The organism is Nocardiopsis sp. CNZ308 (assembly GCF_004217075.1).
Genome location: NZ_SHKJ01000001.1, coordinates 4621311 through 4634232 on the forward strand (window position 1 = coordinate 4621311; position 12922 = coordinate 4634232).

At 72.5% G+C, this 12922-nt stretch carries 9 protein-coding genes; 5 read left to right on the forward strand and 4 right to left on the reverse strand.

Going from position 1 to position 12922, the window contains the following annotated elements; genetic code table 11:
• Window positions 1-57: 57 nt before the first annotated feature.
• From EV372_RS19915 to EV372_RS19930, 4 genes are all read right to left on the reverse strand, one after another.
• Window positions 58-2619, reverse strand: a complete 2562-nt coding sequence (locus EV372_RS19915) for an MMPL family transporter (RefSeq protein WP_130397219.1) — start codon at window positions 2617-2619, stop codon at window positions 58-60.
• A 42-nt stretch (window positions 2620-2661) separates the two neighbouring features.
• Window positions 2662-3324: a TetR/AcrR family transcriptional regulator gene (locus tag EV372_RS19920; protein WP_130397220.1), complete on the reverse strand. Its 663-nt coding sequence runs from the start codon at window positions 3322-3324 to the stop codon at window positions 2662-2664.
• Between the two features lie 331 nt (window positions 3325-3655).
• A complete protein-coding gene (locus tag EV372_RS19925) occupies window positions 3656-5317 on the reverse strand; it encodes a hypothetical protein (RefSeq protein WP_130397221.1) in 1662 nt (553 codons plus the stop codon).
• Window positions 5302-6075, reverse strand: coding sequence for an ABC transporter ATP-binding protein (locus tag EV372_RS19930; protein ID WP_019610370.1), 774 nt, complete (start codon window positions 6073-6075; stop codon window positions 5302-5304). Before EV372_RS19930 ends, EV372_RS19925 begins: the two co-directional genes overlap by 16 nt.
• Window positions 6076-6229: 154 nt before the next feature.
• Between EV372_RS19930 and EV372_RS19935 the strand changes: the two genes are divergently transcribed.
• The 5 genes from EV372_RS19935 (at window position 6230) to EV372_RS19965 (ending at window position 12920) form a co-directional block, all read left to right on the forward strand.
• A complete protein-coding gene (locus EV372_RS19935) occupies window positions 6230-7483 on the forward strand; it encodes a histidine kinase (protein WP_130397222.1) in 1254 nt (417 codons plus the stop codon).
• The gene (locus EV372_RS19940) at window positions 7483-8172 is read left to right on the forward strand and encodes a response regulator transcription factor (protein WP_197044283.1); all 690 of its coding nucleotides are present in this window, start codon (window positions 7483-7485) and stop codon (window positions 8170-8172) included. Before EV372_RS19935 ends, EV372_RS19940 begins: the two co-directional genes overlap by 1 nt.
• 84 nt (window positions 8173-8256) lie before the next feature.
• On the forward strand, window positions 8257-8700 hold the full coding sequence (locus EV372_RS19945) for a nitroreductase family deazaflavin-dependent oxidoreductase (protein ID WP_013152174.1): 444 nt from the start codon (window positions 8257-8259) through the stop codon (window positions 8698-8700).
• Window positions 8701-10558: 1858 nt separating this feature from the next.
• Entirely contained in the window at window positions 10559-11005 is a 447-nt protein-coding gene (locus EV372_RS19960; RefSeq protein WP_130397226.1) for a carboxymuconolactone decarboxylase family protein, read from the forward strand.
• A 124-nt stretch (window positions 11006-11129) separates the two neighbouring features.
• Window positions 11130-12920, forward strand: coding sequence for an AMP-dependent synthetase/ligase (locus EV372_RS19965; protein ID WP_130397227.1), 1791 nt, complete (start codon window positions 11130-11132; stop codon window positions 12918-12920).
• The last annotated feature ends 2 nt before the right edge of the window (window positions 12921-12922 follow it).

A 12922-nucleotide genomic window follows, 5' to 3' on the forward strand; every position in this document is an offset into this window, starting at 1 on the left:
GAGCGAGGGGCCCGGGGGCGGTCACCACCGCCCCCGGGCCCCTGGACCGCGTGCGCCTCAGCGCCGCTCGGAGGACACCCGGTCCGCGTCGTCCTCCTGGGAGGGCGGACGCGTGTCCCCGGCGGCCGACGCGTCGCCGGTCGGCACGCCGCCGTCGGTGTCCCCGCCGGTCCCGGCCGCCTGCCCGCGCGGGTGGCGGCGCTCCAGGGAGGCGCCCTCCACGTCGATGTCGGGCAGGATCCGGTCGAGCCACCCGGGCAGCCACCACGCGGCGTTCCCCGCCAGGTGCATCAGCGCGGGGATCAGCGCCATGCGCACGACGAAGGCGTCGATGAGCACGCCGAAGGCGAGCGCGAAGCCGATCGAGCTGATCATGACGCTGTGCGAGAAGACGAACCCGCCGAACACCGAGATCATGATGATCGCGGCGGCGGTGACCACCGAGCGTCCGGCCCGGAAGCCCTGCACCACGGCCAGCCGTGAGGGCGAGCCGTGCACGTAGGCCTCGCGCATGCCCGTGCCGATGAAGAGCATGTAGTCCATGGCCAGGCCGAACAGGATCCCGACCAGCAGCGTGGGCAGGAAGTTCAGCACCGGCCCGGTGTTCTCCAGTCCGAAGAGGCCGCCCAGCCAGCCCCACTGGTAGACGGCCACCACGCCGCCCAGCGCAGCGAAGAAGGACAGGATGAACCCGAGCGTGGCCACGACCGGCACGAAGATCGACCGGAACACCAGCAGCAGGATCACCAGGGACAGGCCCACGACCACCGCGAGGTAGGTCGGCAGCGCGTCGCTCAGCGTCTCGGAGATGTCGATGTTGCCGCTGGCCATGCCCGCGACGCCCAGCGGGCCGGTGCCCTCGATCGGCTCCATGTCGCGGAGGGTGTGCACGAGCTGTTCGGTGGAGGCGCTGGCCGGGCCCTCGACGGGCACGACCTGGAAGATGGCCAGGGTGTGGTCCTCGGAGACGCCGACGGGAGCCACCGCCGCCACGTCGTCGTGGGAGTAGATCTCCTCGGCGACCAGTGCCTGCTCCTCCTCGGCGTTGCGCTCCGCGGACTCCTCGTCGGGTCCTCCGGTCAGCTCGGCCACGACCAGGAGCGTGCCGTTCTGCCCCGCGCCGAAGTTCTCCTCCACGGCGGTGAAGGCCTGGTGCTGGGTGGAGTCGGTGGGCTCGGAGGAGCCGTCGGGCATGCCCAGGCGCAGGTCCAGCGCGGGCAGGGCGACCACGCCCAGGGCGATCACGGCCACGGCGGCCTGGGCCAGCGCGCGGCCGGTCGACATCGGCTTGACCTGTTCCGCCTCGTGCGCGCCCTGGTCGGTGGCGGAGGCGCTCCCGGCGAGGCGGGCGCGCTCGCGGCGCGACAGGATGCGCGCGCCCACCAGCGACAGCAGCGCCGGAACGAGCGTGATCGCGATGAACACGGCGATGGCGATGGAGACGGCGGCCACGCTGCCCATCAGGCCCAGGAACCCGATCCCGGTCAGGTTCAGGCCCAGCAGCGCGATGAGCACGGTCGTGCCCGCGAAGACCACGGCGTTGCCCGCGGTCCCGTTGGCCAGGCCGATGGAGGCACCGACGTCGACGCCCTGCTTGAGCTGGCGGCGGTGCCGGTTGATGATGAACAGCGCGTAGTCGATACCGACGGCCAGGCCCAGCATCAGACCCAGGATCGGTGTCACCGAGGCCATCTCCAGCACCCCGGACAGCGACATCGCGATCAGGGTGGCCACACCGACGCCGACGAGCGCCGTCAGGATCGGCAGGCCCGCGCCCACCAGGGTGCCCAGCATGACCACCAGGACCACCCCGGCCACGATCACGCCGATCACCTCGGCGGTGCTGACCAGGGAGGGCATGGTCATGGCCATGTCGTTGCCGAAGTCGACCGTGGTGCCGGGCACGGGGTCGCTCTCGAAGACCTCCATGACGGCGTCGCGGGTCTCCGGGGTGATCTCCGTCTGGCTGTCGGTGAAGGCGACGCGGACCAGGGCGGTGTCGCCGTCCTCGGAGACCGAGCGGATCTCGGAGGCCATCTCCAGCGCGGCCTCGCCCCGTTCCAGCTCCTCCAGGCCCGCCTCCAGCTCCTCGCGGTTCTGGTCGATCACGACCTGTTCGGCGTCGAGGCCGGGGCCGACCTGGTCGATCATCCCGGCGGCCTCGGCCTGCTCACGGCCCGCGTCGAGCTCGGCCTGACCGGCTTCGAGCTCCTCCAGGCCGCTCTCCAGCTCGTCGCGGCCCTCCTCCAGCTCCTGCTGCTGGTCGGCGCGCTGCTCCTCGGTGGCGAACGGGTCGATCACGTCCTCCACGCCGGAGAGCCCGGCGGCCTGCTCGGCGCGGTCGGCTATCGCCTCCCGCTGTTCCGGGGTGAAGTCCGATCCATCCTCGGTCTGGTAGACGACGGTGCCCGAGCCGCCGCCCATCCCGGAGAACTCCTGCGACAGGAGCTGCTCCACCTCGTCGGTGGGCGTCCCGGGGATGGAGAAACTGTCCTTCAGCTCACCCGAGAAGAGGAAGAAGGCGGTGCCGGAGGCCACCAGGAGGGCCAGCCAGACCGCGATGACGGTTCGGGCGCGACGTGCGCACGCACGCCCGAGTCTGTAGAGAAATTCAGCCATGGTTCCTGCAAACGGAGTGGGTGGGAGGGAGCGCGTGTGCGCTCAGGAGGTGGGTGATCCGGCGTTCCCGTAGCCGTCACGGGTCACGGCGAGCATGCGGTCCAGCAGATCGGCCCAGACCCGGCGGGAGTCGTCGTTGTCGACCCCTCCGGTGGTCTGTTCCCAGCGCTGGACCGTGATCGTGCCGCCGCTGATGACCGCGCCGCACATGAGGTCGACCACGAGCGGGTCGGCGTGCGGGTGGCGGCGCGTCATGATGGCCGCCAGGCGGACGCTCACGTCGTTGATGGCCCGCTCGAACAGCGCGGCCTGGCTCGGGGCGGGTTCGTTCCCCTGCTGCCGGAGGAGGCGCTTGAGCCGGGTGACCGGGGTGACCAGGTCGGTCCGGCGGATCGCCGCCGCGAACTCGTCGAACATGTTGCCCGCCCGGTCGCCGGTGACGGCGGGGAGGTTGGCCTCGATGCTGTCGACGATCGCCTCCAGCATCTCGCCGAACACCTCCAGGACGATGTCGTCCAGGGACCTGAAGTGGTTGAACACGGTTCTTCGGGAGACGTCGGCCCGTTCGGAGAGCTGGTCGACGGTGAAGCCGGTGTCCCCGCGCTCGGTCATCAGCGCGGTGGCCGAGTCCACGATGGCGCGGCGGTGGCGCGACTTCAGTGCCTCACGCCTGTCGCGTGGGGGCGGTTCGTGCTGATTGTCCACGTCTCTACGTTACGGAGGTGGTTGCACCAAGTGCAACGAAGCACTGAGTGCACCCAGTCACACTCGGGGTGCGGGCTCGCGCCGGCGGTGGGGGTCGGCGGGGGCGGTGCCCCGTGGTGCCGGTGGGGCCGCCGGTGCCGCCGGAGGAGGGGCCGGACCGGCGGGGTGGACGGCCGTTCCCACCGGGAGGGGGCGGCCCCCGTGGTGGGAGGACCGCGCCACGAGGCAGGAGGTCCGTCCCGCCGGTGAGAGGACGGTCCCGACAGGAGCGGCCCGCACGCGAGAGGGCGGCCGCGCGGCCCCCGTCCCGGGCCGCACGGCCGCCGGTCCCTCAGGAGCCCGTGGGCTTGGTCTCGGCGTTGCCCTCGATCGCCGAGCGCTCCAGGCGGTCCAGCCAGCCGCCGCGCTCCGGCACGGTCTGGAGCGCGACCTCCCGGCCGTACCGGATCCGGGTGAAGGTCTCCGGCAGCCGCGCCTCCAGCCTCCGGTAGGCGACGCGGCCCAGCAACCAGGCCACGAACCCCCCGTTGAGCACACCCACCGGCACCGCCAGCCACGGCAGACCCCACAGCGACAGGAACACGGCGGCCAGCACCGAGGGCGCGCACAGCACCGGCAGCGCCGCGAGCGCGATCCACACCTGCACCGAGTTGTCGCCGGAGTCGTTGGCGTCCACCCGCAACTGCGGGTCCACACCGGGGGAGAGCGCCACCACCGACAGCAGCAGAGCCAGCCCGCTGCCCACACCGAAGAACGCCGCCAGCCCCGTGAGCACCAGCGGCCACGCCCAGTGGGCTCCGGTGGCCGCGATGAACACCGCGCTCAACGCGGTCGCGGCCGGGGCGATCAGCAGCAGGATCGCGATCTGACGGCCGCGCACGTCCGCGCGCAGCGTGTCCCGGTCCTGGCCGACCACCGACAGCCACAGCGCCGTGCCGTCGTGCCCGTACATGTTCGAGGTGGACAGCGCCATGACGAAGGCCGCGATCACCCCCGCGAACGGGGAGAAGAACGCGTACAGGTCGGTGGGCCAGGCCATCAGGCCCATGAACAGCGCCGCCCACAGCGACGCCCTCAGCTCCAGTCCCCGCCACGGGTCGCGCCACCACTGGCGCAGCTCCCTGGCGACCACCGCGCCCAGCGGGGAGTCCGGCAGCAGCGCGAACGCCCGGCGCGTGAGCGCACCGCCCCCGGGGCCGCGGCGCCGCCGGACCCCGCGCGCCTCGACCCGGGGCGCCAGCAGCACGCTGGTCACCGTCACCATCGCCGCCGTGAGCACGGCGAACCCGCCCAGCCAGGCCGCGGCCGCGGGCCAGGAACCGGCCGCGGCGGCCTGCACGGCCAGCACCGGCCACGAGGTCGGCAGCGCCGCCAGCACGGTGCCCACCACGCCCTCGCCCAGACCGTTCTCGCTCAGGCTCAGCGTCGCCCGGAACGCGGGCTGCACCGCGATCCACCCGAAGAAGAGCCCGGCCAGGATCAGCCCCCACTGCACCGACGCGATCTCCATGCCCAGCCGCGAGTGCATGGCCGCGCCCAGCGCCCGGAACACCAGCCGGGACAGCGTCACCACGAACACCCACAGCACCAGGACCCCCGGCACCGCCACCACCAGCGCGGACGGGTCCAGCGCCAGCGCGTGCCACACGAGCGCGCCCAGCGCCAGCAGAGTGACGGCGGGACCGACGTCCACGAACATCGTCACCAGCAGCAGGGCGCCCACCCGGCGCCGGTCCAGGGGCAGCAGCGCGAAGTACTGCGAGCGCAGCACACCCGTGCCGTTGGCGACGGTGGGGCCGAGCATCCAACCCACCGCCCACACCGCGAACGCCAGGCAGAGCAGGTCCGCGCGCACTCCGTCCGAGGCCGCCGCCACCGCCAGGTACCAGGTCAGCGCGGTCCCGCCGACGACCAGGGCGATCCCGAACAGCCGCATCCCCGTCACCGAGTGCCGCAGCAGGGTGAACTTCAACCGGATCAGGAGGCCAGCCACGCCAGCTCACCCTCCTCCATCTCGCGTGCGCCCACCAACCGCACGAAGGTGTCCTCCAGGGTGGTGTCCACGCCGCGCACCTCCTCCAGCGCCCCGTCGGCCAGCACCCGGCCGCGGGCGATGATGGCCACCCGGTCGGTCAGCTGCTCCACCAGCGCCATCACGTGGCTGGAGATCACCACCGTGCCGCCGCCGTCGGTGAACCTGCGCAGGATCGCGGTCAGCACCCGCGCCGAGACCGGGTCCACGGCCTCGTAGGGCTCGTCCAGGACCAGGACCTTGGGCGCGTGCAGCAGCGCCGTGGCCAGCCCGATCTTCTTGCGCATGCCGGTGGAGTACTCCGCCACCAGCACCCCGTCCCCCTCGGCCCGGTCCAGCTCCAGCACCCGCAGCAGCTCCTCGGCGCGCGCCCGCGTCACCTCCCGGCCCAGTCCGCGCAGCTGCCCCCAGTAGTTCAGCAGTTCCCCGCCGGTCAGCCGCTCGGGCAGGGCCAGGCCGTCGGGCAGCACGCCGAGCAGGCGCTTGGCCCCGACCGGGTCCGCCCACACGTCCACGCCCAGCACCCGGGCCGTCCCGGCGTCGGGACGCAGCAGCCCCACCGCCATGGACAGCGAGGTGGTCTTGCCCGCCCCGTTGGGGCCGACCAGCCCGAGCATGGCTCCCCGCGGCACGGACAGGCTCACCCCGTCCGCCGCCGTCGTGCCGTTGAAGACCTTGGTCAGCCCGTCCATCTCCAGGGCGGGCGCGTTCTCACTCATACCGCCACCCTCCCCGGATCCCCGTTCCGGGCGCATCCGCCGAACGGTCACGGCCGCCTGTCCGGTCGGCCAGGTCCGCGCCGGTGCGGCGGCCCGTCGGCCGAGGCGGCGCGGGTGCGGCCGTCCTACCCTTGGCGTGAGGGAGGGGAGCCACGTGGACACGACACCGGCCGCGGACGGCAGTGCGACCGGGGAGCGCCGGGGCCCGCGGGGGTGGGCGGCGGACGCCCTGCTCTTCCTCGTCGCCGGGCTGGTGTGGGCCTACTACGTCCTGGCCTACAGCGTGGGCCTGCACCCGTACGTGCCCTCCTGGCTCGTCCTCCCGGACCTCGCCCTGGGCGCGGTCGGCTGCCTCGCGCTGTGGTGGCGCCGCGGCCACCCCCTGGGCGTGGCCGTCCTTCTGTGCCTGGTCCAGAGCGTGTCCAGTTCGGTGACCGCGGCCCTGGTCGTCGCCCTGTTCAACCTCGCCGTCCGCCGACCCTGGCGGCAGGCCGTGGTGACGGCGATGGCGAGCCTCATCCTGGGCCTGCCCTGGATCGTCATGGTCCCGCCCACCCGCGGCGACAGCGTCGTCGTCCTGATCATCGCCACACTGCTCTTCTCGGGCAGTATCGGCTGGGGCGTGGCCATCCGGACCCGGAGCCAGCTCATCGAGCGGCTGCGCGCGGACGTGCGGCGCGAACGCGAGGACCGGGGGCGGCGCCTGGCCGCCGCCCGGACCGAGGAGCGCCAGCGCATCGCCCGCGAGATGCACGACGTGGTCGCCCACCGCATGTCGCTGCTGTCGGTGCACGCCGGTGCGCTCGCCTACCGGACCGAGCGCGCGGAGCGGGGCGAGGCGCCGCCGCTGGAGAACGCCGAACTCGGCGCGGCCGTGCGCGTCATCCGCGACAACGCCCACCGGGCGCTGGAGGAACTGGGCGGCGTCCTGTCGGTGCTGCGCGCGGCCGACACCGCCCCGGGGGAGGAGGGCGACCACGCGGGCACCGCCGCGCCCCAGCCGCCCGCCCTGGCCGGGGTGACCCGTCTGGTGGAGGAGGCGGTCCGGGCGGGGCAGCGCGTGCGGTCCGTCCACGACGTTCCCGAAGGAGCCGAGCCGCCCGGCCAGGTGCGCCGCACCGCCTACCGGCTGGTCCAGGAGGGGCTGACCAACACCCGCAAGCACGCGCCCGGGGCCCGGGTGGACGTGCGGATCAGCGGTGCCCCCGGTCGCGGCCTGGAGGTGTCGGTGGTCAACCCGCTGCCGGTGGGGGTGGCGCCCGCCGAGATCCCCGGGGCCGGGGCGGGCCTGACCGGCCTGTCCGAGCGGGTCGCACTGGACGGCGGAACCCTGCGCCACGGGCCCGGGGGAGGGGAGTTCCGCCTGCTGGCCGCGCTGCCCTGGCCCGAGACGACGGAGGTGCCATAGTGGTGCCCGTGAACACTCCCGTGCGCGTCCTGCTCGTGGACGACGACCCCCTCGTCCGCTCCGGTCTGCGGATCATGCTCAGCGGTGACGGGGACATCGAGGTCGTGGGCGAGGCCGGGGACGGCGCCGAGGTGCCCGCGGCGGTGGCCGAGCACCGCCCCGACGTGGTGCTGATGGACGTGCGCATGCCCGGCACGGACGGGATCGCGGCGACCGAGGCGCTGCGCGGCGACGGGGACGGGCCCCAGGTCCTGGTGCTCACCACCTTCGACGCCGACGCCACCGTGGTGCGGGCGCTGCGGGCCGGTGCCGCCGGGTACCTGCTCAAACACACCGCCCCGGAGCGGATCGTGGAGGCGGTGCGCCGCGCGTCGGCGGGCGAGCCGGTCCTCTCGCCCGGCGTGGCCCGCGCGCTCATGGACCGGGTGGCCGGGACCGATCCGGTGGAGCGCGCCGAGGCGCCCTCGCGCCGTGAGCGCGCCCGGGAGCGGCTGGCGCTGCTCACCGAACGCGAGCGCGAGGTGGCCGAGGCGGTGACCGCGGGGCTGTCCAACGCCGAGATCGCCGAGCGGCTGTACATGTCGATGGGCACCGTGAAGGCGCACGTGTCCAGCGCGCTGACCAAGCTGGACCTGTCCGGGCGGGTGCAGCTGGCGCTGCTCACCCACGACGCCCGCACCCCCGACTGACGTGGTACGGACGAGCCCCGCGGGGAAGTGATGTGGGCAGTGGTGTCGGCCAGCAGGACGAGCAATGACGAGGGAGACGATTCCATGCCGCTCGAAGGCGAGTACGAGCCGAGTCCGACGGAGTGGGTGCGCAACCAGGTCGAGCAGATCGAGCGGTCCGGCGGGAGGGAGGGGATGACCCTGCGCGGGATGCGGGTCATCCTGCTCACCACGCGCGGGGCCAAGAGCGGGAAGCTGCGCAAGACGCCGCTGATGCGGGTGGAGCACGAGGGGCGTTACGCCGTCGTCGCCTCGCTCGGTGGTGCGCCCAAGCACCCCGTCTGGTACTTCAACGTCCTGGCCGAGCCCCACGTGGAGCTGCGGGACGGGACCGTGAACCAGGACATGGTGGCCCGTGAGGTCACGGGCGAGGAGAAGGCGGTCTGGTGGGAGCGCGCGGTGGCGGCGTTCCCGGACTACGCCGACTACCAGAAGAAGACCGATCGCGAGATCCCGGTCTTCGTGCTGGAGCCCGTCGCCGAGAAGTGACGCGTCGTGAGGGCGGACCGGTCGGGGAAGGCGCCCCGGCCGGTCCGTTCGTGCTCACCCCGGCCCGAGGGGGTTTTGAACCCCGGCCCCAGGGGCTTTTGAACCCCAATCCGAGGGGGTTTTGAAGCCCGACCTCAGGGGGTTTTGAAGCCTGGCCGTCTGGTGGTTGAAGGTGCGCGGTGCTGCCTTCCCCGGACACGGCGGGGTACAAACGGAAAACACCAGTGCTGGGTAGGGGTGTGGGGGGTGGCCGTAGGTCCCAGGCTCCCCGCTCGGACGGAGGGGGTCTTCTCCAGTGCTGGGGACCGCGCGATGCGCGCATCGGTTGTCCAGGGGGTGAGCGCATCGCGTGCTTCGCCCCGGTTCTCCAGTGCCGCGGTCGAGGGCACGTCCGCGAAGTGCGTGATAAGCGGCTTAGCCACCGCTCCACGCTGTGGGAACCGTTTCCAGTCCCCGGCCGCTGGGGGCGGTACGAACGCGCACGTCCGCGCCCTCCAGAACACAGGGGGTTGTAGAGCGTGCAGCAGAGCCTCGCCACAGACCCTGTACGTGTGCGGGGCCTCAGCCACAGGCCCTGTACGTGTGCGGGGCCTCAGCCACAGGCCCTGTAGGTACGCGGAACCTGAGCCACGGGCCGTGCGGGTGCGCGGAACCCGTGCCGATGCCCTGGCCACATGCCTTGTAGGTACGCGGTACCTCAGCCACAGGCCCTGTACGTGTGCGCGGCCTCAGCCACAGACCCTGTACGTACGCGGAACCCGCGCCACAGACCATGCGCGTACGCGCGGCCTCAGCCACGGTCTTCTTTCTTCTGTTGTCTCTTTGTGTTTTCTGTGGTCGCGGGTGTGCCTGCACCACGCCTCCTGCTTGCGGTGACCGACGAACCCGGGCCACGGCACGGCCCTGGTTTTCAGCGCACCGGTGGTGGCTGTCGCGTTGGGGCATGGGGTTTCGGGCTCAGTGGTGGTGCGGGAGGGCGGTGACCTGATCCGTGACTACCTGCCTGTGGTTGAGCTGCAAACCCCCCTCCGCTCCAGGTCGCAGGTAATACCTCCCTTTAACCCCCTGTGTTCTGGAGGGCGCGGACGTGCGCGTTCGTACCGCCCCCAGCGGCCGGGGACTGGAAACGGTTCCCACAGCGTGGAGCGGTGGCTAAGCCGCTTATCACGCACTTCGCGGACGTGCCCTCGACCGCGGCACTGGAGAACCGGGGCGAAGCACGCGATGCGCTCACCCCCTGGACAACCGATGCGCGCATCGCGCGGTCCCCAGCACTGGAGAAGACCCCCTCCGTCCGGGCAGGGAGCCTGGGACCTACGGCCACCCCCCACACCCCTACCCAGCACTGGTGTTTTCCGTTTGTACCCCGCCGTGTCCGGGGAAGGCAGCACCGCACACCTTCAACCACCAGACGGCCGGGCTTCAAAACCCCCTCGGATCGGGCTTCAAAACCCCCTCGGATCGGGCTTCAAAACCCCCTCGGATTGGGGTTCAAAACCCCCTCGGGCTGGCGTGAGCGCGATCAGACGTCCTCGGCTCTCAAAAGCATTAAAGCCAAGACCTTCTGAAAGATGACGTGAGCGTCACCGCTTGAAGGTTGGTCCCAAGCCCCTCGGTCTGGCCGTTGGCCTGCGCTCTATGTCCGCTGGGAAAACGGTGAGATAGAAACAGGGGAAATTCTGTGCTCTGATGTCTCGGATTGGCTTGCGGAAAGCCAAAAACCACACGAAACCACCTTAACCTGGCCTTCCGTCTCCGTTTTCGACCTCGGCCCCGCAGCGCCCGGACCCCGTTGGTAGCGTTGTGGTCCGGGTCCCGGCCGGGACGGTGGAAGTGTTCGACGAGGAGGGCGGCCCCCGTGGCGAAAGAACGCGTGATCTGGGCGAAGAAGCTTCCCGAGGTCTACAGCAAGCTGGACGAGATCGACAAGGCCATCTCCGGGCACCTGGACGGCGCCCTGCTGGAACTGGTCAAGCTGCGCGCCTCGGTGCTCAACGGGTGCTCCTTCTGCATCGACCTGCACACCCAGCGCGCCCTGGAGGCGGGGGAGTCCCAGCAGCGGCTCTTCCTGGTGTCCGCCTGGTACGAGGCCGGTGAGATCTTCACCGACGCCGAGCGGGCCGCTCTGGCGCTCACCGACGAGATCACCCGCCTGGGCGAGCACGGGGTGTCCGACGAGGCCTACGACGGCGCCGCCGAGCACTTCGAGGACCAGGAGCTGGCCGCGCTCATCGCGGGCATCGCCATGATGAACCTCTACAACCGGCTGGCCGTCACCAGCCACCTGCACCCGCGCAAGCGCTGAGTCCGGCCCCGCTCCGGGCCGCCGACCCCTCGGCGCCCGGAGCGGGCACCCGTTCCTGGGTAGGGATGAGTGCACCCGACACCCCCGTCGGCCGTGCACGGAGATCCCGGACCCAGGAGCGCCCATGCCCCCCACCGGACGGACCCTTCCGAGCCTGCTCGCCCGCAACGCCGCCGACCATCCCGACGCGCCCGCCCTGTCCTGGCGCGCGCCGGACGGCGACTGGACCACCCTGACCTGGTCGCGGGTGCGCGACCGCGTCGCCGCGCTCGCCGAGGGCTACGCCGCCCTGGGCGTCGGACCCGGCGACCACGTCCTGCTGATGATGGGCAACCGCCCCGAACACTGGCTGTCCGACCTCGCCCTCGTCCACGCGGGCGCCGTTCCCACCACGGTCTACGACACCGCCGCCTCCGAACAGGTCGCCCACATCGTCCGGCACAGCCGCGCCCGCCTCGCCGTGGTGGGGGACACCGCGGCCGCCGCCGCGTGGGAGGACCTGCTCGCCGATCCCGAGGTGCCCCTCGCCGCGCTGGTCGTCGTGGACGGGGCCGACCCCGATCGCGGCCACACCGACTACGCCCTCCTGGAGGGCACCCCCGCCGGGACGGCCTCCGAACGCTGGCGCGACCTCACCCCCGACGACCTGCTCACCGTCGTCTACACCTCCGGTACCACCGGGGACCCCAAGGGCGTGGCCATCACGCACCGCGACATGCTCGCCAACGCCACCGCCCTGGACGCGGCCGTCGTCCTCCCCGAGCACCCCGACCACGTGTGCTACCTGCCCCTGGCCCACATCGCCGAACGCATGCTCGGCCTCTACCTGCCGGTCTTTCGCGCCTCCCACGTGTGGATGTGCGGAAGCCTCCGGGACCTGCCCGGGGTCCTGCGGCACGTGCGCCCGCCCCAGTTCTTCGGGGTTCCCCGCGTGTGGGAGAAGTTCGCCTCCGCCCTGCGCGCGGGGCTCGCCCGCATGCCCGAGGAGACGCGCGCCGCCGTGGACGCGGCCATGGCCGTGGCCGCCGAGCACGTCGCCCACCGCGAACGCGGCGAGGAGGTGCCCGCCGAACTCGGGGAACGCTTCGAGCGGGCCCGGGCCGGGACCCTGCTGCCCCTTCTGGCCGAGGTCGGCCTGGACCGGGTGAGCTGGGCCTCCAGCGCCTCCGCGCCGATGCCGCTGGACGTGGTGCGGTTCTGGGCCGGGTTCGGGGTGGTGGTCATGGACGCCTGGGGACTCACCGAGTCCGTGGGCGTGGCCACCGTCAACAGCCCCGCCACCGGGTTCCGGCTGGGTTCGGTCGGCCGCCCCATCGCGAGCGTGCGGGTGCGGGTGGCCGAGGACGGCGAGGTGTGGCTGCGGGGGGAGTCGGTCTTCGGCGGCTACCTCCAGCCGGACGGTTCGGTGCGCCGGGCCACCGACGCCGGGGGGTGGTTCGCCACCGGCGACGTCGGCCGCCTCGACGAGGACGGCTACCTGTGGATCACCGACCGCAAGAAGGAGCTCATCGTCACCTCCCAGGGCAAGAACGTCGCGCCCGCGCCGGTGGAGAACGCCCTCAAGGAGCACCCGATCGTCGGCCAGGCCTACGTGCACGGAGACCGCAGGCCCTACCTGGTGGCGCTGCTGGTGCCCGACCGCGAGACGCTGCCGGTGTGGGCGGCCGCCCGGGGCATCGACACCGGCGGGGACTGGGAGGCGCTGGTCGCCCACCCCGAGGTGGCGGCGGAGGCCGAACGCGCGGTCGCGGCGGCCAACGCCCGCTTCAGCCGCGCGGAGGGGGTCAGGCGCCACCGGCTGCTTCCGGGCGAGTGGGGCCCGGACACCGGTGAGCTGACCCCCTCGCTCAAGCTCCGGCGCCGGATCGTCCGGGAGCGCCACGCCGACGCCCTGGCGGAGCTGTACCGCGACTGACC